Origin of the sequence: Clostridium sp. 7_2_43FAA (genome assembly GCF_000158375.2) — a bacterium.
GTDB lineage: Bacteria > Bacillota > Clostridia > Clostridiales > Clostridiaceae > Clostridium > Clostridium tertium.
Map to the genome: position 1 here is coordinate 2,119,561 of NZ_JH815222.1, position 26,451 is coordinate 2,146,011.

Genomic DNA, 26,451 nt, shown 5'->3' on the forward strand with positions numbered 1-26,451 from the left:
ATAATCAATAACGGCTTGAGTTTTAAGTTGAGCAGAATAGGATGTATTATATCCTTTGTTTAATAAACCTTCTTTCCCAAAGGTTTTATATTTACGGACCCAAGCTGAAATAGCACTTTTGTAGATATTTAGTTCATTACTTATTTCAGATAAACTTTTTATACCTCTTAAATAATCTTCAACAGCTTGGACTTTTATCTCGGTTGATACTTTTGATTTTCTTGACATAAAAAAATCCTCCCATTATAGAACAGTTTTATTATTTTAACTGTCTACTATAATGGGAGCATATCATAATAATACTATCCACTTCCTGATATTAATTATTTAGTTAAAAAATATTTTTAAATCTAATATATATCCTAACTCTATTCTATAGCTCCAAATCTATTAAATGGTGATAACCTAAATATGGCTTTTCCTTCAACTTGATTTATATTAATGAGTCCAAACTCCCTACTATCTCTGCTTTTTTCTCTATTATCTCCAAGAACAAACAATGTATTTTCTTCTACCTTAATTGGAAAGTCTCTATTTCTAATGTATGTACTACCTTTAACATAAGTTTCATCTAGCATATCACCATTTAAATACACATAACCATCCTTTATATCTATTTCATCTCCAGAAACACCTATTACTCTTTTAACTAGTCTAGTTCTAGTGTCAGTATTATATGATATTGAAGCTATTTCTTTTAAATATTTATAACTTTCTTCAAATACATTACCCTTTTCTTCATTATCAAAAAATATTATAATATCCCCTCTTTTAGGTGTTGTAAAATTGTAGCTAATTTTATCAACTATAAGTTTTTCATCATTATATAATGTGTTCTCCATTGATTCTTGCTGGACCTTAGCACTCGCTAACACCTCTGTATTTATTAATGACACTATTATTACACTTCCTAATATAGTTAAAATTAGCCCCCTTATTTCCTTTATAATATTTTTATTATTCAAGTTAATATCCTCCTTAATACAACCTATAATTCATACTATCTATAAATATTTTTTAAGTGTATCTTTAACAAAATTCGGAAAATACCTTGTTAAATCTGCATGATTTTTATAGTCATGTAAATCATAATACCTATTAAAATTATGTCTATTTATTTCCTCAATTAAAGGCTTTATATCTGATTCATAAGTTTCTTCATTATTTGAATAGTGAAGATATATAGAATTATTATTTTTCTTATTAGATTCTATAATATTTCGCATTAAGTTATCTAAAATTTCTATAGATTCTATGCTAGTATCTCCCATTATATATTCGAGAATTTTCTTATGGCCTGGTAAGTTTAAATAACTACCTAGCCTATACTGTGGTGCCCCCGTAATAATTATACTATCTTTTCTTGGTAATCCGAAATATAAAGCTGAATATCCACCTTTACTAGATCCCATAAAAATCATTTTTTTTGCTTCCACTTCTTTTGTTATTTCATTTATCAAAGAATTCACATCTTTTTCTATTGCAAAATCTTTATTTTTTCCTAAATAGTATGCTCCTCTAAAGTCAAATCCAAAATCATCTAAAATAAAAAGTTTATTACACTTAAAACTTCCTACAGTTTTAACATAGTTATATCTTGCCTTTTGACCAACTTTTGTACATGCTGTGAATATTATTAATAAATCCTTAGAACTTTTATTTCTCTCAAAAACATAATTAATATTATATTTTTCACCTTTATAAGTTTTCTGTTTAAAAATAATCATGTACTTAGCTTTAATTAAATCAATAAACTTGTTTAATTTTGATAAAAACATATCAATCTTTTTCAATTTACACACCTCTATAAATTTAATAATCTATAACTTAAAAAATGTTAATTATAAATATCTCTAAATTCCTCTTCTAATATGCTCATAATATGTACATGATAAAATTTATTATTTATATAAATAGAATCTCTTTTTGTTCCTTCTAACTTAAACCCTGCTTTTTCATACATAGCTCTTGCGCGAGGATTATAATCGAAAACTTCCAATTCAACTCTATGCAAATTCAATTTTGTGAATGCAATCTCTAAAGCTTTATTAGTAGCTTTTAATCCAATCCCTTTATTAAAGTTATTTTTATTAAATATAGCTATTCTAAAACTACATGATTTATATTCATCATCTATATCCATAAGTACAACCTCTCCGATGATTATATCATTATCACATATTAAGAAATGCCTTCTTTCTTCACTACTAATTGATTTCTCAATAAATGCATCTATTTCTTCTTTTGTAGGATGATTTTTTGTTCCAGTATAATAAAACATTTCTTCATCTGGATTTTTAAATCCTACCTTCCAATATTCTTCTTTATCTGATATATCTAATAATCGTAAGTCTATGTTCATGTTCTACCTCATATAATTTGTTTTAATTTATTATAAATGATACTTAAATTCCTTCTAATACGCCAGTAACACCACAGATAAGGTCACTGAAAAATTCCTGCATTATACAAATAGCTGAAACAATTACTATTATTAAACCTACGTAAGTAATTAATTTCTTCATACTCTTTCTTCCACATTTAATTAATATAAATCCTAAAATTAATGCTATTAACACTAAAATATTTATCATAATTCTCTCCTAAAATATAGCACTTTCTTCTACTTATATTCAATATATATTTTTTTGCCACCGTTTTATAAACTTCTTAAGAGATTTTTTGTTATCAAATATTTTAGAACACTATTAATAAACAATACCAATAATTTTATTGATCTTTCATCCATTCATTTTCATCGATTCCCACTTCAACCGACTTTTTTATAGTATTATTAAACTCCTGAAAAATTCTCTATTTTCATTCAATTTAAATTTTAACTTATTATTTGAAAAAATCATTAATTATGTAAAGTTATGTTATTAATTTACTCTCTATTTTTATAAAAACAATTACTAAAATAGAAAATAATCCCCCCCACCATATTAATATTAAATATGCATATGTAGTATCAAATAATCCTCATCTTTTATCTTCATATATAATATTATCTTTAGAATCTTTATATAAATTTAAATTTTCTTTTTTATCATAGCAATAAAAGTTATTTATAAAATTTATCTTCTTTGTTTTAATAATTTCAACACTTGAATTTTCCTTATAATATAATTATACAGTATAAAATTTAAGATAAGATAATGGAACAAATAAAACTATTAATAATATTAACAAACTTTTTTTAATTTCTGTTCCAACTTTTTAATTCCTCCTTATTGTTATTATTAAAACACTTCAATTTAAATATATAGTCTTTATTACAATTAGAATATTTCATATTTTTTTATTTCACTATATAAATTTCAACATTTTATACATATTATATCATAATAAGTATTCATGCTATAAATAGTTTAACCTTATTTTTCTAAATATCTCATAATTTTTAAATTTTTATGATAAAATATGAGTGTAATATGAATTTAAATTTATAAAAGGGGGAAATAATAATGGATATTTTTCTTGAAAAGCTATTAAACGTACTTCCAATAATAATTATTGTAATTATAGTTTTAATAGTATTTCTATCTTTCTGGAGAAGAGTACCTGCTGATAAAGCAATGGTAATTACAGGTCTTCGAAAAAGGGTTTTACTTGGAAGAGGGGGATTAATGATTCCCGTACTAGAAACATCTTCAACTATTTCACTAGAAAATATCTCAATGACAACAGATGTAAATGAAGCACCTGCTAAACAGGGTATATTTGTTAATATAGTTGGTACTGCAGTTGTAAAAGTTAAAAATGATAGCGAAAACGTATTAAAAGCAGTAGAACAATTTTGTAGTGGTGGAGAGAAAAATACAGTAAATGTAATAAAAACTATAGTTGAGCAAATATTAGAAGGTAAACTAAGAGGTATTATTTCTACATTAACTGTTGAACAAATTAATGAAGATAGAGCTTCATTTGAACAAAGAATTGAAGATGATATAAGAAATGAATTAGGATCAATGGGTTTAGTCCTAATATCTTATACAATTTTAAAAATAAGTACTCAAGGTGGATACTTAGAAAATAGAGCTAAGCCTCAAATAGCTGCTGCTAAATCAGAAGCTGATATAGCTGAAGCTGAAAGAAAAAGAGATACAGAAATTAAAACTGCTAGTGCAACAAGAGAAGGACAAAAAGCAAAACTCGAAGCAGAAGCAGAAATTGCTCAAAGTGAAAGAGATAAAAAAATTAAACTTGAAGCATTTAGAGCTGAACAAGATAAAGCAAAAGCAAATGCTGACGTAGCCTATAAATTGCAAGAAGTTGAAAATAACTCTATTTTAGCTGAACAACAAGCTGAACTTGCTGAAAAAGAAGCTTTAGTTGTTGAAAAGAAATTAATTGCAGAAGTGAAAAAGCCTGCTGATGCTAAAAAATATGAAGTTGAAGTTGCTGCAGAAGCACATAAGATTCAAGCTATTAGACAAGCTGAAGCTGAGGCTGAAGCTATAAGAGTAAGAGCAATAGCCGAAGCTGATGCTAAAAAAATCCAAGCTCAAGCAGATGCAGAGGCTATAAGAGCTAAAGGTTTAGCTGAAGCTGATGCCATTAAAGCTAAAGGTATTGCAGAAGCTGAAGCAAAAGACAGATTGGCTGAGGCAATGGCTAAATACGGAGAAGCTGCAATAGTTGAAATGGTAGTAAATAGCTTACCAGATGTAATGAAAGAAGTTGCAAGTCCTTTACAACAAATAGATAAATTAACTGTTATAGATAATGGTGGATCTCAAGGAGCATCAAAAGTTGCTAAAATTGTAACTGATGTTACTACTAATGGTTTTGAAGTATTGAAAGATATAACAGGAGTAGATTTAGCTAATGTACTAAATAATTTTGTTAATAAAAAACCTACTAAAACATCTAATTCTTCAAATATTGATCCAAAAGATACTGAAGAAAATATATCCGATATAATAGAGTAACTTATAAAAAATTACTACAAGAATTAAAAGCTTGTAGTAATTTTCATTTTTATTATAAAGTAATTAATACTATTAATTTATCATTAAAAACTTAATTATTATTTTTACATTTAAATAATAATTAAAAATTCAACTTCTAAATATTAATTATTTGCTATATCTTTTTATTATGTTAATTATAACTTCTACAGCTTTTTCCATTGATTCTATTGGAACATACTCATACTTTCCATGGAAGTTTTCGCCACCTGCAAATATATTTGGAGTTGGTAAGCCCATAAATGAAAGTCTTGCCCCATCAGTTCCTCCTCTTATAGGTCTAACATTTGGAACAACATCAGCTTCTATCATTGCTTCTTTTGCATTTTTTACTATATGCATAACAGGCTCAATTTTTTCTTTCATATTTTTATATTGATCCTTTATACTTACAACTACAGTTCCTTCTCCATATTTAACATTTAGTTCTTTTTCTATAGATTTAAACTTTTCTTTTCTAGCTTCAAAAGAATCTTCAAAGAAATCTCTTACAATATAATTTAATGATGTATTTTCAACAGTTCCTTCTATATCTGTAAGATGAGAAAAGCCTTCGTATTTATCAGTTTTTTCTGGAACTTCATCTAAAGGAAGACTATTTATAAACTCATTAGCTACCATAATTGAATTCAGCATCTTATTTTTAGCATAACCTGGATGAACATTAACTCCTTTTATTTGAACTTTTACGCCTGCAGCATTGAAGTTTTCATATTCAAGTTCTCCAATTCTTCCACCATCCATTGTATAAGCAAAATCTGCACCAAATTCTTCAACATCAAAGTGATCTGCACCTTCTCCAATTTCCTCATCAGGTGTAAAGCCTACTTTTATAGTTCCATGTTCAATTTCTGGATGATTTACTAAGTATTCCATTGCAGTCATAATTTCTGCAATCCCCGCTTTATCATCGGCACCTAAAAGTGTAGTTCCATCTGTAGTAATTAATGTTTTTCCTACATATTCCTTTAATTCAGGTGAAAACTTAGGAGATAATACTACTGAATTGTTTAGCTTAATGTCTTCACCATCATAGTTTTCTATAATTTTAGGATTTACATTTTCTCCACTATAATCTGGAGCTGTATCCATATGAGCTATAAAACCTATAACTGGTAAATCTTTATTACAATTTTTTTCTAGTGTTGCATAAACATATCCATGCTCACTTATCTTTGAATCCTTTAATCCTATTTCTTTTAACTCATTACATAACTTTTCTGCTAAATTTAATTGTCCCTTTGTACTTGGAGTTACTCTAGTTGTTTCATCTGATTTTGTATTTATTTTTACATATTCTAAAAATCTTTCTTCTACTTTTTTCATAGCTTCACTCTCCATTCTTATATTGTTTTTTTACTTATTTAAATAAAATATACTATTATAAAAGCAAATTGCAATAAAAATTTTTACATATTTTATCTCATACTCTATATTTTAACACATTTAAATAAAAACTTTATACAACTTTTAAATATTATATGTATAAGTTTATATTAAATACACAAAATAAACATGTGATTTATCCCTTTATCTACTAAAACCTACTAATAGAAAAAGACTTCAAGAAAACCTTCCTGAAGTCTTTTGAGCTATTTAAAATTATATTGTGTAACTATACTTTCTCTTTCAGTTGTCTTATCATTAAAATATTCATAAAATGATAGTCCAAGGAAGCTTCCTGTTACATTATAAACATTTCTATAACCTAAATTTTGTAATGCTAATGCTGCATTATAACTTCTTTGACCCGTCCTACAATGTAAGTAAACTGGAATATCCTTTGGTATTTCATTTATTCTTTCTCTAAGTTGACTAAGTGGAATATTCTTAGCACCTTTTATATGCCCATTTTCATACTCTCTAATTTCTCTTACATCTATTATATAAGCTCCACTTTCAACTAGCTTTCTTACCTTATCAACATTAACCTGCCTAAAATCTCCATTTAATAAATTTGATGCTATATAGCCAGCATAGTTAACAACATCCTTTGCTGTACTATATGGTGGTGCATAACATAATTCTAAGTCTTTTAAGTCCTCAATAGTTCCACCAAGTTTTATAATAGTTGCTACTATATCAACTCTCTTAGCAACATCACCTTTTCCTATTGCTTGTGCTCCTAATACCTTACCTGTAGGAACTTCATATATAAGTTTAAAATGAACTGGTGATGCGTCAGGCATTATCCCGACTTTGTCATTAGTTATAAGTCTTACAATATCATACTTTATATTCATATTTAAAACTTTAATTAATGATTCATTTAACCCTGTTGCAGCAGCATTATAATCAAATACCTTTATTGCTGAAGATCCAATATAACCATTATTTATTCCTCTTTTACCATTTATGTGATCTGCTACTGATCTAGCTTCCTTTAGAGCTGGACCTGCAAGAGATAATTTTGTCATGGAATGTGTTAATGAATTATATACTTCAATTGCATCTCCTACTGCATAAATATCATCGTCATTAGTTTTATAATTTTTATCAACCTTAATAGCTCCTGTTTCACCAAGTTCTATGCCTGATTCTTTTGCTAATGATACCTCTGGTGAAACACCTATTGCCATTACCACAGCCTTTGCATTAACCTTTTTACCTGATGATAATACTACTTTATCTTTTTCAAAGCTTGAAACCTTATCTCCAACAACTAAATTAACACCATTATCATAGATTTCCTTATGTAGTATTTGAACCATATCATAATCAAACGGCTTTAATATTTGATCCATAGCTTCTATTAAAGAAACTTCATATCCAGCTTCTTTTAAATTTTCAGCTGCTTCAACTCCTATATATCCACCACCAATTACTGCTACTTCCTTTATATTTAATTCCTTAACGAATTTATTTAATTTATCTATATCTACAACATTTCTTATAGTAAACATATTAACTTTTTCAATACCAGGAATATTAGGTACTATTGGCTTTGCTCCCGGTGATAAAATTAATTTATCATAATTTTCTCTATAAATTTCGCCTGTTTGAGTATTTTTTATTTCAAGCTCTTTATTTTTTCTATCTATTGATATTACTTCACTATTTACTCTAGCTTCTATATTATATTGAGCTTTAAACTTTTCAGGACTCATTAACACAAGCTTATCTGCTTCATCAATAATTCCACTTAAGTGATATGGTAATGCACAATTTGAAAATGATACATGAGGACCTTTTTCAAACATTATTATTTCATCTTCTTCACTTAATCTTCTTAATCTTGCTGCAGCTGAAGCTCCTCCAGCTACTCCACCAACTATTAATATTTTTTTCTTCATACAGAACCCTCCTGCTAGCTACTACTCAGCCAAATTGATAATTAACAATTAATATTGTAACTTCAAAAACTCCTATAGGAGTTTTATCCATAATTTTTTCATTTTTACACTCTTTCATTTTTTCATTATATGTTAGCATTTGCTATTTTCTTTTGCTTCCAACATATGACCCAACTCCACCAGCAACATTAACTACATCAAATCCAAGGCCTCTTAGCTTATTACATGCAGTTGAACTTCTTCCTCCTGATTGGCATACTATATGATATTCTTTGTCCTTATTTAAATATTTCTCTGGATCATTTAGAAGATCCCCCATTGGAATATTTTTTGCACTTTTTATGCTTCCAGTTTTATATTCGTATGGTTCTCTTATATCAATTAAATCTATCTTACCAATTAAATTATCAATATCATTTACATTTATAACTTTTCCTGAATTTTTATTAAATAAACCAAACATTCTACATTCACTCCTACCAATAAAATTAACTTTTTAATTATGTGACTATTCTACAATATAAAAAGTATTTTTTATGTGACTATGTCACACAACTTAATTTGTAAATTAATCATACTATTTATTATTTTCACTTTAAACAATATTTATTAAATTTAAAATCTTTATTGCAACTTATACACATAAAATTTTATAATATTGAATAAAGCGTACAAAAAATAGTAATAATTAATAAATATCAAAAATAGAAGGAAAGAATTGTGATTAATATGAACTACCCAGTAATAAATGACTTTAAAAAAATAGTATTAGAAAATATACCACTTATAGATGTACGAGCACCTATAGAATATGAAAAAGGAGCATTTTTAAATTCTTTCAACTTACCAATTTTAAATAATGAAGAAAGGCACATTATAGGAATTTGTTATAAAGAAAAAGGAAATGAAGAAGCTACAAAGCTTGGATATAAATTAGTATCAGGTAAAGTAAAAGAGGATAGATTAAACTCTTGGATTGAATTTATAAAGTCTAATCCCTCTACTATGTTATATTGCTTTAGAGGTGGATCACGTTCAAGGATTGCTCAAGAATGGATTACAGATGCTTTAGGCAGAGAGATTTACAGACTAGAAGGTGGATATAAAGCCTTTCGTAATTATCTTATTAGTTCATTATCTATAGAAAATCAAAATTATAATCCTATTGTTTTAACAGGCTTCACAGGTTCTGGAAAGACTATAGTTTTGAAAAAAATAGAAAATTCAATAGACTTAGAAGGAATAGCTAATCATAGAGGATCATCATTTGGTGCCCATGCCAATCCTCAACCTACACAAATTAACTTTGAAAATAATTTAGCTTATTCTTTGATTAAGTGTAAAGAAAAGGGATTTAAACATATTATTTTTGAAGATGAAGGCAAAAACATCGGAAAGAATTTTATTCCTCAAGACTTTTTTAACTATTTTCACAGTGGAAACGTAGTGTTTTTAGAATCTTCCCTAGAAGAGCGTGTAGAAAATACATTAAAAGAATATGTTATAGATTCTCAAATAGAGTATATTAATAAATTTGGAGAAGAGCTGGGATTAAGTGAATGGTTTAATTACATATTTTCAAGCATGGATAGAGTTAAGAAAAAGCTTGGTGGAGATAGATTCAAAGTAGTTTTAGATGAGCTTAATTTAGCCTATAAAAATCAATTATCTACTAATAGTGTTGATTTCCATAAAGGCTGGATAGAAGTATTCCTTAAAGAGTACTATGATCCTCTTTATAAATACTCTTTAGAAAAAATAGAAGATAAAATTATTTTTCGAGGAAGCTCTAAGGAAGTCACAGATTTTTTTAAAACCTTAAAATAATTTACATAAAAAATAGGCTGTCGAATAATTAAATCTTTTTCTACGACAGCCTATTTTTAAAATTAATTTATAACTCTTATCTTTTAATTATATAAAAATTCATCTATAAGCTTTTCTGTATCTTCAACAGCCCATTTTCTATCTATTAAATTAACTCCATTTTTTAATACTGGATGTACTTCATGATAGCTTTCTTTACTATCATCTTTGTATATTATACCTATTGGAATTCCCTCATCCCCAAATTCCTCTACTTTTTTAAGTGCTTCCATTTTATTAGTTGGGTCATAGCTATCATCTAATTTATATATTCTATCTTTATACCATTTAAAGGTATTTACTTTATTAAATACAACACATGGCTGCATTATATCTACTAATGCATATCCTTTATGATTCATTGCTGCTTTAATCGTTGATTTTAAATGTTCCTTATCTGCTGAAAAGCTTCTAGCTACAAATGTTGCTCCAGCACTAATAGCTAACGCTAATGGATTTATTGGTTCTAAATATACTCCTTCAAATTGCATAGAAGTAATATGACCTTTTGCAGTTGTTGGTGAACCCTGTCCCTTTGTTAATCCATAAATTTGATTATCGTGAACAAGATGTACCATATCTACATTTCTTCTTATATTATGAATAAAATGATTTCCACCTTCCCCATATGAGTCCCCATCACCACTATTTATAATAACTTTAAGATTCTTATTTACCATTTTTATAGCTTGTGCTGGTGGTAATGCCCTACCATGAAGTCCATTAAACCCATTTACTTTTAAATAATGAGGAGTTTTAGCTGCTTGCCCAATTCCTGATACTATAACTACATCTTCTGGTTTTAATTCAAGTTCTGCTAAAGTTTCTTTCAAAGATGCTAATATACCAAAGTTTCCGCATCCTGGACACCAAGCAATTTCATCATTACTCTTATACAAATTTAAATCTAACATTAAAACTCCTCCTTTCTTAACCTAGCTACTATATCATTTCCACATATTTGTCTTCCATCATATTTTAGTATGCTATAAGTCATTAATATTCCTGTTTCTTGAGTTATTAGCTTACCTAATTGCCCTGTAAAGTTTTGCTCAACATTTATTATTTTTTTAGCTTGCTTTGCATACTTTCTTAAACTTTCTTCTGGTAATGGATATATATCTCCAAAACTTAAAGCACCAACTTTTTCACCTTGATTATTTAATTCTTCAACTGCATCTTTTAATGCTCCATAAGTTGATCCAAATCCTAATAATAGAATTTCTAAATCTTCTTTGCCTATAAATTCTGGCTCTTCTATATCTTTTTTAATAAGCTCTAATTTTTTCATTCTTTTTTCCATTTGAGCATTTCTAACCTCTGCTTCTTCTGTTATATGTGATTCCTCAGTATGTTCATCACTATCTACTAAAACTACTTGATTCTTAGAATTACCTGGAATCATTCTAGGAGATATTCCACTTTGAGTTACCTTATATCTCTTATATTCCTCATCTTCTTTTAGTTCTTCTCCATTTGAAATATATCTTTCTATTTCAATATTATTTAAATTATATTTCGGAATTGTTATATTTGAATCCGCTAAATATTGATCTGTTAATAAGATTACAACAGTTTGATATTTATCAGCTAAATTTAATGCCTTAACAGTTTTGTAAAATGCATCTTCAGCATTTCTAACGCTTATTAATATTCTTGAAAATTCACCTTGAGATGCTGTTAATAAAAAGCTTAAATCACTTTGTTCTGTTCTTGTTGGAAGTCCTGTTGCTGGTCCTGGCCTTTGTGAATCTACTATAACTATTGGTGTTTCTGTTATACCTGCAAGCCCAAATGATTCCACCATTAATGAAACTCCACCACCAGAACTTCCTGTCATAGCTCTTGCTCCTGCATATGATGCTCCAATAGCAAAATTTATAGCAGCTATTTCATCTTCTGCTTGATCTACAACCATTCCTGTTTCTACTTGCTTTTTAGCTAAATAAGTCATTATACTAGTTGCTGGTGTCATTGGATATGCAGAATAAAAATCTAACCCTCCTGCAATAGCTCCTAATGCAATAGCATTATTACCATTTATTAATATATGATCACTTAAATCATTTCCTTGCATTTTATGCTTTGATTCAATTAAATCATATCCCAATTTAACTGCTTGTATATTCTTATTCCTTATATCTTCTGAAAGCTTACTACTAAAATATTTATCTATATTTTCTAAGTCTATTGAAAAATATTTTAATATTACTCCTGCTGCTACTGATGTAAATGCCTTTGATAAGCTTAATCCTTTAGCAGTTTCTATAAGAGGTAATTTTATAATTTTTTTATATTCATTCTTTATACTTTTATCTGATATTATAATCCCGTCATCCTTTAATCTATCTTTGTGATATGAAATTGTATTTTCATCTAAAGCAAGTATTAAATCTAATTCATTTTTATGTGAATATATTTTATTTTCTCCAAATCTTATTTGTATAAAGTTATGGCCTCCCCTAACTCTTGACATATAATCTTTATTTGAAAAAACATAGAATCCAAATTTCTTTATTGACCTTTCTAGAAAGTCACTTAATGTATCAAGACCTTGTCCAGCACTTCCACCAATTAAAATATTATATTCCACTTAATTCCCTCCTTTTTTATTTTCTATATTAAGTTATTCAATTTAGTACTTTATTCATTAAGTATAAATATTGTTACAATTCCCTACTATTTATTGTCAAAAACCCATTTTTTATTGATAACTTTTTCTCACTACTTCTATCTTCTATGTCCTTATGATTTATATTTATATTTTCATAAACTATATCTTTAAATTTCATATGTTGCTTATTGCTATCTATATCTAAAGCTACCTGAGCTACTAAAAGTTCATGTAAAAATAAGTCTACTTCCATATTATTATTAATAATATATATTTCATTATCTATATATATTTTTTCTTCCTCTATAAACTCTTTATAATGCGCTTTTGTAGGTATTATATTATCAAAAATTTTATATACTATTGGATCACTAAAGTCTTGTCCATTGTTTCTAGAAAAACATCCGTACAACTTTTTATCACTTATCCATAATGCCCATAATACATTATCTAAAGTTAGCATTACACATGAATCAACTTCTTCATCTTCAAATAATATTAAGTTTTTTTGTAGTTCTATTTGTTTATCAGTTAATATATCTCTATATTGATAAACTAGTACATTAAGATTACTTTCCTCAGTAACAATAAGATAATGACTTCTATTTTCTACTACACAAAAAGAAAAATCTTTGTAAGGCATTCTAGATATATATATAACCATTTCCTTTTCCCAAAGATTTTTAGATATATTGAATGCTCTTGAACTCAATTTATATATACCGTATACCATAGAATTTATTAGAATTACGCAAGAGTTATAACTTTGAGAAATAGAATAAGACAGACTTGAATAACAGTCTATATTGATAAGAACATCCAATGGCAACCAGTCACTTAATTCCTTATAAGACTGATGGATTATCATTTCTATAGTATTACTTTCATTTATTAGATTATATAAAAGATGTATGTTATTTTTAGAACAAAAAATTTTTGCTTCTACAGGCATTATTTCATTATATTTCATATAAAAGAGAGTTTTATACTTCCACTCATATCCATCCAATATACATAATATAATATCTCCACTAACATCTTGGCACAATAAATTTATATTTTTATTAAAATCTTCAATAACATAAAAATTTTCAAAACTCTCTTTATAAATAACTTCTTTTTTTTGCCATTTTCCATTTATAAGCACTTCATAATATATCCCTAGTCTATGATCGTATGAAAATCTTAGTAAATTTTTCATTTTATTTCTTACTAAAAAATAATCGTATTTTTTGTCATTCATACATAATATCCTCCTTAAGTTCCATACACTGCTTACAAAATGGTATAAATACAAGATCCTCTATAATTGCATGGGTTGAAATTATAGAGATAACATCAAGCTTAATAACATTACCTTTATTTATTGGAGAACTTATTAGCTTAGTTAGCGATTTTACTACATATTCTACTCCATTACCTTCCTTATAATCTGAAATATATAATCTAGCTTTTTGTTTTCCTTTAAGTCTTCCTTCAATTATATATTTTTCTTCATTTTGGTTTTTGCATTTTATATAGTATGGAATATCAAAGTTATATTCTAGTATTAAATATTTATCTCTATTCTCAAAAATTTTTCTTCTTTTACTTTCTTCTATAACACTGCAATTTTCAAAAATTACTTCTTCTATACTTAAAATATCATCTTCTTTCAATGATATTTCCACTGACACTTGTGGAAAATTCATCTTTTCTTTATAAGTCGATAAAACTTTTTTTGCTAATATAGTGTTTCCCTTTTCTTGCTTCCACTTATCATTTGCACTGGTAGAAATATAATATTTTTCTTCTATTTCTTTATTTTCTATAATAATTCCTATATCATATGGGACTATATTCTTATCATCCAAAGTAAAAGTATCTAAAATAACATTATTAGAAACATCTATTCTATCAAGTACTCCTTTTCCTTCATTATCTTTACTTGTTACCAAGAGTACTTTTTTATCAGGAGATAATCTAATTCTCTGTAAATATGGCAAAGTAGTACTAATACTTGCTATATATTTTTTATTTATTGTATCTATAACTTCAATTCTATGTAATCCATTATTTGCTGCATATAAAAAATTTTCACTTCCATCTAAATCCGTAATACTTGATCCTTCTTGAAAATCTATATATGAAACACTTCCCGTTTCAAGATCTAATATAGATACATTTCCAGTATAAGTCCCTCTATTTGATCCTTTATTGGAAATATATAAATATCGTTCACTGTCCCCCATAAACATAAAATTTGGAGTATTTCCAACTTCTTTGTAAACCTTAATTAAATTAAAATCTGTAGTATCATAAGCTTTTATTTCATTTTGAAAAATATCAAGTACAAATAATCTTTTTCTACTCTTATTAAGTTCCATGCTATCTGCAGCAATAAATCCTGTTATTCTTCCAAGTATATCTCCATTACCTAGATTATAAATACATACCTCTTCTGTATTACAAACATAAATTTTTTGAGAAATGGAATCCACTTTTATATTACCATTATTAGGCATATACCAAGTTTTATTAGTGTTATGCAAGTGGTCAATAAGTGTAACCTTACTATTTCTATCTGTTGCAATATAAACATTATTTTTTTCATCAACAACGATATCTTGCGGTCTAGGACCAACTTCAACCTCTTTTATAACACTATAACTATCTCCATCAATTATAGATACCTTGCCAGTACTTAAGTTAGATATATAATAGATAGTTTTTTTTCTTACATTCGCCACGGATTCTCATTCCCCCCTTTTAATTACTTAATACTATAGTTATATAAAGTTAATTTATCTTTATTCAATTAGCTCATAAGTTTCTTTTTTACCTTCTTTTATTATCTTAAATACTGCAGTTGGATATATATTATTTTTAGCCAATTCTTTTTGTATTTCTTCTTTATCTTTTTCTTTAAACTTTAATGCTTGTGTACAGCTAATATTAATCTTATTTGGTGCCGTAACTAATTTCACTTTTATTTTCTTTTGAGTTAATCTATCATACATATATACAGCTCTATAATGAGATGTAAATGCCATTACATAATCATAGTCTTCTGATTTCATAATATTCTCCTCTAAATTCCTAACTCTTAAGCAATTTTCCCCTCTATTGTATTTTCTAAAATACTGCAAGTTTCTTTCCATTAATTTACACAATATATTAAAAATTATTTTGACTATTACTAGTTTTTCTTCTTAATAACCTTTCCATAACTGACTGATTTCTCTCTAAATCTAATTCTGCTTTTAATTTATTATTTTCCTCAGCTATTAACCTAACTTCTTCTTTTATTAATAGATTTTCTTCTTGCAGATATTTTGATTGATTTTCTACTTGCAGCTTATATTCTTTTTCTTCTATTAGCTGTTTATTTTTATCCACTAATTCAGAGACTAATTTTTTATTTTCTTCATTTAATAATGTTATTTCTATCATAAGTGAGGCATTTTCCTTTAGAATTTCTTTCATATTATTTTCTACTATTATCTTAGACTCTTTTTCTTCTTTATTCTTTTTATTTGCTTCATCTAACTCAAATGATAATTTACAAACCTTATCACTTGATATATCTAATTGATTTTTAAGTGATATAATTTCATCCCAATAATCTTTCACTCTATCCTCAAGTTCTTCTTTTGATTTTTTAATTTCTAATAATTGACCATTAGTATCCTCAAGGTCCTTTTGAATCTTTTTTTGTAGTTCTAAAAATACATTACAGTTTTCTTCCGCCTTCCTTTTCTGCTCTATTGTTCTAGTGATTTGTTGCTCATATTCATCCATAAACTTTTGATTTTTTTGTAACCTCAAATTTAAATGTGATATTCTATTTACTAAGTTATTATTTTCTACTTTTTCTCTAGATAATTCCACCTTTAAGCTTTCAACTAATTCATTTTCGGAATAAGAATTTTCTTCATATTTACTTCTATCATATTTTAATGAATCTTTCATAGTAATTAAAAATTCACTTGGATCATATATCTTCATATCTAAGTTATCAGTTCCATAAACCTTTTTTTCTTTAATATAACTATCATTACCTGTACAAATAAAGGCATTATATTTTTCTAACTTATCATTATTTCCTCTATCAAAGTAAACAGGAAATTCCCATTTATCCTTATTGAAAATTGAATAAATAATCTTATCATTTTCCAACCAACAAGAACATAATTTATTACTTTCAATAAATAAAATAGTTTCTAATAAATTATTTTTATTTTCATATATTTTAAAGTGCTTTACATTTCCTATAGAATCTATAAAAACATGATCCAAAGAATGTATTAAACCTTCTCTAGATTTATTTAATATATGAATATCCTGCCTATCAATAGCAACTTCAAATTCTATATCCTCACCTTGAATTCCATAAAGTCTTTTTGATTGTAGCCACCTCTGATTTTCAAAGTTACAATAATTTAAAGATATCTCATCCCCTTCATCTGAAAGGAAAAATACATAAATATCTCCTTTATAATTTACATTTACAGAATAATATTCCTTTAAATTAGAAATTAAAATAATATCTGCTAATCTATTAATAGTGGTTTCTCGTCCATTCAAAGTACAATGCATTAATACTCCATGATCACTTCCATCATTACCAACTAACAAATAGAAAATATGCATATTAGATCCTATAATTTCAACTTTCAAGTTTTCTATCTCAAAATCTTTATTATCTAATTGATAAATAGTTTTCCCTACCCATAATTTATTCTTCATTGTACAATATCTTAGTTCATATTTAGAATTACTGTATAACAAATGTATTCCTTCATTTTCATCAATATAAGTAGAAAATCCAAGTACTTTTGTATCAATTACAATTTCCTTAGTCCACTTCCCTTCTTTATACATAATTCTGTAGCTCAATTCTTTATTATTATTTAATGAAAATTTCCATAAGTTTTCTTTATAATCTAAATATATCCATGGGCATACATCACTCATATTCACTCTCCCCTTTATAGAATTCTATTATAAAGTTATTTAGCCTATTATTTTCCTATATATTAATAGTCAAAAACCATTAATTATAAGATATAGCTACTCATTTCGTTTATTTTCTCTTTTAAATAAACCATTTATAAAATTATATTTAAAATAAGCAAATATTATGCAATTTTATGGAGTAAAAAATTTATTTTATATATATTTTTTAATATCACCTCTTTTATCTTCCTACATATCATGTAATGTGAGTAAATAAATTTTTGTTTTTTATTATTTTAAAAGGAGGATATTATATGTCCATTAACTTCAAAAAATTCGTACCACGTCCAGGTCTAGTAAATAAGCAAGGACGTCTACCTGATCCTGCAGAGTTAGTTTGTATTGAAGTACCTAAGGTGTTTGATCAATGTTTAATTAAAAGATGCCTAGTATATTGTGGAGGTCCAGACACAAATACAACTGATTGTGAATTAAGAAGCGATCCACTAGTCGATCCTAAGAGATATATTTCTAGTAGAGACTTCAATATAACACTTCTTTCAGTAGAAAAGATACCAATTAAAGGTAAACGCGGATTTAAAAAAGTAGTGCTTAATTACATGATTTCTTTCTATGCTGATTATCTTGATTGTGATGGTAAAACTAAGAGTGAATTTTATGAGATTAATAGAACTGATGTAATTGGAAAATTCTATTGTCCTGATTCAATTTCTCAAATTTCAGCTAGTACTGACCTAGAAGAAGATTCTAACATCATAAGACTTGAAATGGTTGCAGAAGCACTACACGGTGAAATACTTAAAGATAAAAATGGGGATGAAGTTTTAGATATCACTTTAGGATACTACATTGTAGTAAAATGTGAACTTCTTGTACAACTATTAATTCCTGCATATGATTATTGTCCTGTTCCTAAAGTTATTTGTGAGGATGAACCAGATGAAGATCCATGCGAAATCTTTGATAAGGCTCCAATTCCTAAGTTCTATCCAGATCAAAACTTAGAACCTTTATTCCCTGACTGTTATGATGATGACGACGATGATGTTGATTAATAAAATTTATTTTCTTAGCTATAACTAAAAGTGTTTAGTATTTCTACTAAATTTAGTAGTTATAAATGGTGATGACAGTTTAAGTGTTCCTATATATTTAATTGAATTTATCTATCATCACCTTTTAAAATATTTATATACTTTAATGAAAGTACTTAATAAATAAATTTAAATTGGATTTTTTATAATATAAATAATGACCTACAACTTTTGTGCAGGTCATTATTTTTTTATGATAAATACTAATTTCTATATTAAAGTTAAATTTTATTATTTATCATTATTCTTTCTGCAACTTCATTAGCTGCAATCATACCACTTTGAAGAGAACCTTGTTGAGTTCCATGTTTTTGAGATATATGCTCTCCTGCAAAAAACACTCTATTATTCATTTCTGGCATTTTTGCTCCATAAGAAAATAATATCTTATCTTCTGGTTTTGATAATGCCCCTGCCCCCCATATATATTGAACATCAGACCAAATTAATGACTTATAATCAATTAAATTATCATCAATATATTGCAGTGGAAGATTATGAATCTTTTCTATATATCTTATAGCATCACGAATTTGTAATTCTGCATTTTCATTTCCAAGTAACATTGCTTCATTACACCAACTATAACTTACTAGCAATACTCCTGACTCCTTGGGACTTGCACCTGGTTTTAATATATAACTACCTATCTTATCATTTAAAGCTTCTGAATGATCTGAAGGATAATAAATAGATACTAGTGGAATATCAGTAAAGGTTTTTCCCCCTACTATTCCTTTTGATTTGCCTCCCATTTCCCAAAATCTTTCTTTAAGATAAAGATATATTTTCCCTGATGTCTCATAATTCATTTCATTTATTGCACGTATTTTTCTTGAATTAAAGTTAGGCTCTATATCCATTCTTCTTAAACTTTGAAAAGGTATTGTGCATATTACATAATCAAATTTCTCCAGGACTTCTTTCTTCATTTCTCCTTCTGCATACTTAATAGTAATTCTATCTTCTGTTTCTGAACTATATATTCCTTCAACTGGTGTCCCCATTTTTGCTTTTACATTTCCTAATTTTTCTTTATCGATGCCATTAAATATTTTCTCATTTTCATCGAATAAAGCTCCATATAATGAAAGAGGTAAATTTATCATTCCATCCTTAATATAATAATTAAATTCTGAATCTACTGTATAATATCTTTGTAGTATTTCCATAAGACCAATTTGAAAAAATTGCTTACTTCCATCAAGATATCCCAGCATTGATATTGCCTCTTCGCTAAATCCAGCATTTTCATATGCTTTTCTATAACTTAATTTATCTATTTGCTCTATTTTTTCTGAATATTTATCTTTGATCTCTAATAATTCTCTTCTTTCTTCGAGTGTAAGAGATTCTAAATACTTTTTATAAAATTTTTTATCTACTTGTTCTTTTAATTTCTTTTTATCACTATTTGATAAATCAAACTTTGGATGTATATTCTTTACTACTTGTTTTCCCTTTTGATCATTTAATGCCTTTGCCCCTCTAATATAAAGTAAAGAATTATTATTATTATTTACAAAAGGTCTAGTCTCAAGATTGAAAAGATTAATATAATGCCATGTGGTATAATGTGATACTGGTATGCTAATTTCTCCAAGCTCACCATACTTATTATTTTTTCTATCAAAATAATAAGTGTAAACTTTTCCTCCTATTCTCTGGCTTGCTTCGAATAATGTAATATCACATCCTATCTTCCTTAATTCAACTGCTGCAGCTAAACCTGCTTCTCCTGCACCAATTATTGCTACTTTTATATCTTTTGCATAACCACTTTTACATATATTAGTTATATCTGTAGGTGGGCTCATTAATTCAACTATATTATTTATATCATCTACTCTTTTTTGATCCTTTAGTATATATTCAAGCATATTATATCTTTCGTCATCACTAGGATTATCTACTTGATAAACATACTTTGAGTTATTCCAAGATTCCATAACTTTCACATCCTAATGTTTATTACATATATAATCATATATGTATTGGAGATTTTCTATCGTGAATTATATATTTTTCTAATAGATTCTAATAACTCATCTATATCTTGAAGAACATTAAAACACCCAGGACTTACTCTAACTGTACCTGCATATTCAGTTCCTATAATATCATGTATTAATGGAGTACAATGGTAACCTGTTCTAACAGCAATTCCATATTCATTTAATTCTTCACCAACAATAGATGCATCAACTCCATCAATATTAAATGAAACTACAGCACTTCTTTCATTCAAAGAATTATTCCCATATATCTTTATATAAGAAAGTTTTCTTATTTCATCTATAAAATATTTCATTAATTCATCTTCTACTTTTTTGATACTATCTATACCAACTCTTTTTATAAATTTTAATCCTTCACATAATCCTGCAATACCTGGAGTATTTAAAGTTCCACTTTCAAATTTATCTGGCATAAAATCTGGTTGAATCATAAAATGTGAGTTACTACCTGTTCCCCCTTCATTGAAATTACTTAAGTTTATTCCTTCTCTTATAAATAATCCACCTGTCCCTTGAGGGCCAAGCAATCCCTTATGTCCAGGAAATGCCAATAAATCTATATATGAACTTTCAACATCAATTGATATAACTCCAGCACTTTGAGATGCATCAACCATAAATATAATTTCTTTTTCTCTTGCTATCTTTCCTATAGCAGTAATATCTTGAATATTTCCTAATACATTAGAAATATGATTAATAATTATTATTTTAGTATTTTTTTTAATTTCATTTTTAATATCTAAAGGATTTACATAGCCAGCTTTATCTATTCCTACTAAAGTTATTTCTACTCCCTGCTTTTCCATTGAATTAAGAGGTCTTAGAACAGAATTATGTTCTATAACTGTACTAATAACATGATCTCCATTTTTCAAAACTCCCTTAATAGCTATATTTAATGCTTCTGTTGCATTACTTGTAAAAACCAAATTAAACGGATTTTTTATATTGAATAGTTCACAGATTAAATTTCTGGTCTCCATAACTTTCATTGCTGATTTAATTGCCATATCATGAGAACCTCTTCCAGGATTTGCACAATAATTTTTCATACAATTTAATACTTCTTCATAAACTTTAGACGGCTTTGGAAAAGATGTAGCTGCATTATCTAAATAAATCATTTTACCCTCCTTATAAATGTTTATTAATTTTATATATTTTAAAGCTTAATTATAGATATCTCTTTCATCAATAATATCTATTTAGATAACCAATATAGTTATAAAATCCTTACTATTTATTATATTAAAATTTAGAAACTTTCGTGCTTACCACTATAAATATAGTTAATCTAATAAAGATGTTAAAATCAATAGAACATGATTAAGTATTAATTAAACAAAATAAATCCCGGAATGGAAAATTCACATCCGGGACTTATATTAATTTATACTTTTAGCTTATATTTCTTATATAAAACTATACTACTTAACTTATTTTTTTATAAGATTACTAGTAATGTTTTTCATCGCACTTTCTTTCACATTTTCTAGCGCATGCATTTGATCTACAAGTTACTGTTGCAGTTAAAGTTGAGCTATTAAATGTTGCTCCAACTGTAGCTGCTAGAGGACCTGCAATTGTTGCAACTACTGTATAAGTGCAACAGTCGTTATTAGTACAAGTATCTTCATCACAAACAGTAAATGATGTGTAAACTGCTGCTGGAAGAACTATAGCTGTTAATGCTCCAAGTACAGGATGTGAAGGTCCTATTGGAACTGGAGTTATTTGATTTCTACATTGCCTAAATACTTGAAGGCTTAATCCGCCTATAGTAACAGCAGCTAATGCAGTAAAGGCACTTGAAAAATCTAGTTTAATAACTGGATCACAAATGCAAGAAGTATCTACAGTAAGTGATGCAAGTGTTATAGTAGTAGTTGCTGCTGCAGCCACAACTGGTAATGGAGTAGAAGAAGGACATCCACATTTTATAATAGTAGGGCACTTTTCTTCTTCTCTTTCATAATCTTTTCTATAATCTTTTTCACAATCTCTTCTATATTGCTCTTGGTATCTTCTAGACATTGAATTCATAAATTGAATCCTCCCTTTCATATCTATCTTTTATAAAATATCTTCTTTTATTAATTTAGTATTCGTTAGTTTTTAGTTTTAATATTATTTTTATCACAAATATTGTACTGAATTAATATAATACTACTATTAAAGTATTATTAATATTTATTCATTGGTAATATTTGTAACTATCGTTTGTAAAACTGTTTTTGTAGTAAACTAAATTTTGCTAACTACTTATCTCTCAGCTTCATCACTTTCTGGGAATAACGGCTCTAAATTTTGGTCTGGATAAAATTTAGGAACTGGTGCTCTATCAAATCTTTCACATGGATCTTCCTCAGGTTCTTCTTCACATGCTTCTCTTGGAACTGGACAGTAATCATAAGCAGGTATTAATAATTGTACAATAAGCTCACACTTTACAACTATATAGTAACCTAAAGTTATATCTAGAACTTCGTTGTCTTCTTCATCTTCAACTATTTGACCATCTAGTGCCTCTGCTACCATTTCAAGTTTTATAATATTACTATCTTCACCCTCACATTGTTCTGGTTCCGTACTTGCTGAAATTTGAGCTATTGAATCAGGACAATAGAATTTACCAATTATATCCGTTCTATGGATTTCATAGAATTCACTTCTATTTACACCATTGTTATCAATATAATCAGAATAGAAAGAGATAACGTAATTAAGAATTATTTTTTTAAAATTAGGGTTTCCCTTAACTGGTATTTTATCTACTGAAGTTAATGTTACATTGAAGTCCCTACTAGAAATATATCTCTTAGGCTCAATTAATGGATCACTTCTTAATTCACTATCTGTCGTATTTGTATCTGGACCTTCTTCATATACAAGACATCTTTTTATTAAGCATTGATCAAATACCTTAGGTACTTCTATGCAAACTAACTCCGATGGATCTGGTAAACGTCCTTGCTTATTAACAAGACCTGGACGTGGCACAAATTTTTTGAAGTTAATGGACATAAATTCTCCTTTCCTTAAAACTACGATACTCTAAATTAATTTAATATTTATTTATAATACATGTTATGTTGAAATATAAAAGTGGTGCTATTAAAAAGTCGTATAATGTAACTTTTTTTTACCCAAAATTGTGTATAAAATAAAAAAAAACACTGAATTTACTTAAGTATAAAGACTTATAAAGTCCTTGCTTAAATAAATTCAATGTATATTCATACTAATTCATTTTATTATAAATATTTTAGTCTTTTATCTATTTAGAGCTTCAAGTAATGCTTCTAACTCTAATCCATGTACCATTGCTGCATCTTCTATTGTTTCTGCTTGTGATGATGGGCAACCTACACATCCCATTCCAAAGTCCATTAAAATTTGTGGTGCATTTTCCTTTACCTTTATAACTTCTCCAATAGTCATGTCTTTAGTTATCATATATATCACCTATCCTTAATATTTTTTAATTTAACATCATATTAATTTTAATTTATATTAACTACTAAATGCAATATTTTTCCTTTAAGTTTTTAAGTATTTCTAGATTTTCATCTTTAACATTATTATTTTTCTCTTCAAAGCTTACACATTCTTCATTAATTACATACATAGTTTCCTTTTTTAATTCTCTTTGTGCAAATTTATAAATTACATTATCTTCTTTGTGAATATGTCTTTCTAGAAGGTTTGTATAAGAAACCGCATTAGCTATTACGTCTAATTTAGCTTCAGCATTTCCATTCTTTAAAGCTTCTAATGCTTCATTTAAATTCGTTACATATAGTCTGCCAAGATCATGCTCTACTAACATTCCATATTTAACTACTTTTTCAGCTGTTTCACCAATTTCATCAACCATTCTATTAAATAACATTATTTCTTCTTTTTTATGATGATGAGAATCTGCATAGTTTCTTATAAAATGTATCATCTTATAAAAATCTTCATAATTAACTTCTTCCCCTTCTAAGACAGAAAAACAAGCTTTTCTAACTACCTTTAGCATTTCTTTTATATTTTTATGCTCATCCATCATTAATTCTATTGCATTCATTTTCTCATCCCCTATACTCTTTCTATTGAAAATTCATCATTTTCATATACATTATATTTAAAATCTTTCTTTACTTCGTTAACAAAAGATGTTATCCATAGATTTCTTAAAGTATAAAAATAATTTACATCTCCGTATGCAGCATCCCATATATCTTTATGAACACAAAGCCTTCTCTTCCAAACAACTTTATTTTCATCTTGTGAAATTACTTCATTTACTCTATCACAAGGCATTCCATCTAATATATAGTCATTTACTGCATTAAATATTTCAACAGCGTTGCTTACAGATTTTCCTTCTTCTTTTGCTTCCTTTGCAGCCTTTATACCTTGATTCATATATAACGACTCTAATTTAGAAGATACATTTTCTTTTTCTAATAGCTTTCCTGTCCATGTTGCAAGTCTTCCTTCAGCAGAATGAATCTTGTCTTGTAACCATCCATGAATATTTGATGTATCAATCATTTCTTCAAGAGGAAGATTAGGTAATTTTTCTCCATATTTATTATTTATTTCTTTTGATAAATTTTCTATATTTAATCCTTCATTTTTTGCTAAAGTAATTATTTCTTCTTCAAGTCCTTCAAACCAAACTATTTTATTAAATAACCAATAGTGAATTTTTCCTAAATATAAGCTCATCTTTTTTCCTCCAATATCTATCATTAATCTTATAATGATAGTGTAGCATAGGGTTACATCATTTTCGGTAACATTTGTTACTCCTTTATTTATTTTATATTCTATCTATAATTTCTAAATTTAATTTTTTTTGCAAATTCTTCTCCCCTAAATCTAAGTCTTAAATCTTCAGGATCATGTGCATCTACCCCAAGTATTCTTTTAACATTATATTCTTTTGATAAATTCCAAAACTCTTCTACAGGATAAAAATATCTTTCACCTAAGTTATATTTAACTTTCCCTCTTTTAAATCCATTTATGTTGATTTCAAGAGGCATACTTAATCTTTCTGCTGCTTCTAAAATTCTTATTGATGCTTTAATTGAGTGTTCATCCCAATTTCTATATGATACTGCAAATAAATCTGGATGAGCTATGTAAGCAAAATATCCACTTTCCATAGACTTTATTACATAGTCTATATAGCATTCCAAAATTTCTGGAGTTAATTTAACTCCACCTACATAAAGCCATTCACCTTTATATGGGAAAAAATGTACTCCTAATAATAAATAGTCAACTTTATATTTTTCTTTAAATTCATCATATAACCAATGATAATCTTCAAAATACTCACATTCTATTGCTTTTTTTACTGATATCTTATCTCCATATTTCTCTTTAGCATCATCTATTTCCTTAAAATAAATATCTAAGTCCTCATATGACATTCTATTTCCATTATCTATATTTTTGCCTGGATGAGGTAGATGGTCTGATATTCCTATTTCATCATAACCTTCCTTTATTGCTTCCTCTACATAATCCTCTATTGTTCCAATAGCATGGTTACATCTATAATTATGTGTATGATAATTAGTTTTCATTTTCTTCACCTATCCTTTTCCGTCATTTAAGTATTTATTACAT

At 27.3% G+C, this 26,451-nt stretch carries 25 protein-coding genes; 3 read left to right on the forward strand and 22 right to left on the reverse strand.

Annotated features, from left to right (window positions below; all coding sequences use genetic code 11):
- The 5 genes from CSBG_RS11635 to CSBG_RS11655 form a co-directional block, all read right to left on the reverse strand.
- Positions 1-228, reverse strand: a 228-nt coding sequence (locus tag CSBG_RS11635; RefSeq protein WP_008678879.1) for a helix-turn-helix domain-containing protein, incomplete at its 3' end; no start/stop codon positions are given.
- A 140-nt stretch (positions 229-368) separates the two neighbouring features.
- Positions 369-965 carry a signal peptidase I gene (lepB, locus tag CSBG_RS11640; RefSeq protein ID WP_008679713.1) on the reverse strand — a complete coding sequence of 199 codons (597 nt, stop codon included), beginning with the start codon at positions 963-965 and terminating at the stop codon, positions 369-371.
- A 39-nt stretch (positions 966-1,004) separates the two neighbouring features.
- Positions 1,005-1,793: a hypothetical protein gene (locus tag CSBG_RS11645; RefSeq protein ID WP_008679715.1), complete on the reverse strand. Its 789-nt coding sequence runs from the start codon at positions 1,791-1,793 to the stop codon at positions 1,005-1,007.
- Between the two features lie 44 nt (positions 1,794-1,837).
- Positions 1,838-2,362 carry a GNAT family protein gene (locus tag CSBG_RS11650; protein WP_008679718.1) on the reverse strand — a complete coding sequence of 175 codons (525 nt, stop codon included), beginning with the start codon at positions 2,360-2,362 and terminating at the stop codon, positions 1,838-1,840.
- Positions 2,363-2,405: 43 nt separating this feature from the next.
- On the reverse strand, positions 2,406-2,594 hold the full coding sequence (locus CSBG_RS11655) for a hypothetical protein (protein WP_008679719.1): 189 nt from the start codon (positions 2,592-2,594) through the stop codon (positions 2,406-2,408).
- Positions 2,595-3,467: 873 nt separating this feature from the next.
- Here CSBG_RS11655 and CSBG_RS11660 point away from each other — a divergent pair.
- Positions 3,468-4,934: an SPFH domain-containing protein gene (locus CSBG_RS11660; RefSeq protein ID WP_008679720.1), complete on the forward strand. Its 1,467-nt coding sequence runs from the start codon at positions 3,468-3,470 to the stop codon at positions 4,932-4,934.
- A gap of 147 nt (positions 4,935-5,081) precedes the next feature.
- On the opposite strand, the gene pepT is transcribed toward CSBG_RS11660, so the two are convergent.
- The 3 genes from pepT to CSBG_RS11675 all read right to left on the reverse strand — a co-directional run bounded on the left by pepT (position 5,082) and on the right by CSBG_RS11675 (position 8,729).
- Positions 5,082-6,314, reverse strand: a complete 1,233-nt coding sequence (gene pepT / locus CSBG_RS11665; protein ID WP_271816514.1) for a peptidase T — start codon at positions 6,312-6,314, stop codon at positions 5,082-5,084.
- Positions 6,315-6,565: 251 nt separating this feature from the next.
- Entirely contained in the window at positions 6,566-8,266 is a 1,701-nt protein-coding gene (locus tag CSBG_RS11670) for an FAD-dependent oxidoreductase (RefSeq protein WP_008679724.1), read from the reverse strand.
- A gap of 142 nt (positions 8,267-8,408) precedes the next feature.
- On the reverse strand, positions 8,409-8,729 hold the full coding sequence (locus CSBG_RS11675; protein ID WP_008679726.1) for a rhodanese-like domain-containing protein: 321 nt from the start codon (positions 8,727-8,729) through the stop codon (positions 8,409-8,411).
- Between the two features lie 266 nt (positions 8,730-8,995).
- Between CSBG_RS11675 and mnmH the strand changes: the two genes are divergently transcribed.
- Positions 8,996-10,093, forward strand: coding sequence for a tRNA 2-selenouridine(34) synthase MnmH (gene mnmH / locus CSBG_RS11680; RefSeq protein WP_035285901.1), 1,098 nt, complete (start codon positions 8,996-8,998; stop codon positions 10,091-10,093).
- A gap of 83 nt (positions 10,094-10,176) precedes the next feature.
- Here mnmH and CSBG_RS11685 read toward each other — a convergent pair whose 3' ends face one another.
- The 6 genes from CSBG_RS11685 to CSBG_RS11710 all read right to left on the reverse strand — a co-directional run bounded on the left by CSBG_RS11685 (position 10,177) and on the right by CSBG_RS11710 (position 17,702).
- Positions 10,177-11,046 (reverse strand): 2-oxoacid:ferredoxin oxidoreductase subunit beta, encoded by an 870-nt coding sequence (locus CSBG_RS11685; protein WP_008679730.1) that lies wholly within the window; start codon positions 11,044-11,046, stop codon positions 10,177-10,179.
- A complete protein-coding gene (locus tag CSBG_RS11690) occupies positions 11,046-12,725 on the reverse strand; it encodes a 2-oxoacid:acceptor oxidoreductase subunit alpha (protein ID WP_008679732.1) in 1,680 nt (559 codons plus the stop codon). Before CSBG_RS11690 ends, CSBG_RS11685 begins: the two co-directional genes overlap by 1 nt.
- Before the next feature lie 73 nt (positions 12,726-12,798).
- Positions 12,799-13,989: a hypothetical protein gene (locus CSBG_RS11695; RefSeq protein WP_008679733.1), complete on the reverse strand. Its 1,191-nt coding sequence runs from the start codon at positions 13,987-13,989 to the stop codon at positions 12,799-12,801.
- On the reverse strand, positions 13,982-15,475 hold the full coding sequence (locus CSBG_RS18770) for a YncE family protein (RefSeq protein WP_008679734.1): 1,494 nt from the start codon (positions 15,473-15,475) through the stop codon (positions 13,982-13,984). The genes CSBG_RS11695 and CSBG_RS18770 overlap by 8 nt, the downstream gene beginning before the upstream one ends.
- A 60-nt stretch (positions 15,476-15,535) precedes the next feature.
- Positions 15,536-15,805: a DUF3343 domain-containing protein gene (locus CSBG_RS11705; protein WP_008679736.1), complete on the reverse strand. Its 270-nt coding sequence runs from the start codon at positions 15,803-15,805 to the stop codon at positions 15,536-15,538.
- A 97-nt stretch (positions 15,806-15,902) separates the two neighbouring features.
- Positions 15,903-17,702 carry a hypothetical protein gene (locus tag CSBG_RS11710; protein WP_008679738.1) on the reverse strand — a complete coding sequence of 600 codons (1,800 nt, stop codon included), beginning with the start codon at positions 17,700-17,702 and terminating at the stop codon, positions 15,903-15,905.
- Between the two features lie 296 nt (positions 17,703-17,998).
- On the opposite strand from CSBG_RS11710, the gene CSBG_RS11715 reads away from it, so the two are divergent.
- Entirely contained in the window at positions 17,999-18,760 is a 762-nt protein-coding gene (locus tag CSBG_RS11715; RefSeq protein WP_008679739.1) for a hypothetical protein, read from the forward strand.
- A gap of 260 nt (positions 18,761-19,020) precedes the next feature.
- Here CSBG_RS11715 and CSBG_RS11720 read toward each other — a convergent pair whose 3' ends face one another.
- From CSBG_RS11720 to CSBG_RS11755, 8 genes are all read right to left on the reverse strand, one after another.
- A complete protein-coding gene (locus CSBG_RS11720) occupies positions 19,021-20,748 on the reverse strand; it encodes an NAD(P)/FAD-dependent oxidoreductase (RefSeq protein WP_008679741.1) in 1,728 nt (575 codons plus the stop codon).
- A 56-nt stretch (positions 20,749-20,804) separates the two neighbouring features.
- Positions 20,805-21,944 (reverse strand): aminotransferase class V-fold PLP-dependent enzyme, encoded by a 1,140-nt coding sequence (locus CSBG_RS11725; protein WP_008679744.1) that lies wholly within the window; start codon positions 21,942-21,944, stop codon positions 20,805-20,807.
- A gap of 331 nt (positions 21,945-22,275) precedes the next feature.
- On the reverse strand, positions 22,276-22,863 hold the full coding sequence (locus CSBG_RS11730) for a DUF4489 domain-containing protein (protein ID WP_008679747.1): 588 nt from the start codon (positions 22,861-22,863) through the stop codon (positions 22,276-22,278).
- Between the two features lie 219 nt (positions 22,864-23,082).
- Entirely contained in the window at positions 23,083-23,844 is a 762-nt protein-coding gene (locus CSBG_RS11735) for a hypothetical protein (protein ID WP_008679749.1), read from the reverse strand.
- A gap of 249 nt (positions 23,845-24,093) precedes the next feature.
- On the reverse strand, positions 24,094-24,276 hold the full coding sequence (locus tag CSBG_RS11740) for a DUF1858 domain-containing protein (RefSeq protein ID WP_008679751.1): 183 nt from the start codon (positions 24,274-24,276) through the stop codon (positions 24,094-24,096).
- A 64-nt stretch (positions 24,277-24,340) separates the two neighbouring features.
- Positions 24,341-24,892 (reverse strand): hemerythrin domain-containing protein, encoded by a 552-nt coding sequence (locus CSBG_RS11745; RefSeq protein WP_008679753.1) that lies wholly within the window; start codon positions 24,890-24,892, stop codon positions 24,341-24,343.
- Between the two features lie 11 nt (positions 24,893-24,903).
- Positions 24,904-25,539, reverse strand: coding sequence for a hypothetical protein (locus CSBG_RS11750; RefSeq protein ID WP_008679755.1), 636 nt, complete (start codon positions 25,537-25,539; stop codon positions 24,904-24,906).
- Between the two features lie 101 nt (positions 25,540-25,640).
- Positions 25,641-26,408, reverse strand: coding sequence for a histidinol-phosphatase (locus CSBG_RS11755; protein WP_008679757.1), 768 nt, complete (start codon positions 26,406-26,408; stop codon positions 25,641-25,643).
- Positions 26,409-26,451 lie beyond the last annotated feature (43 nt).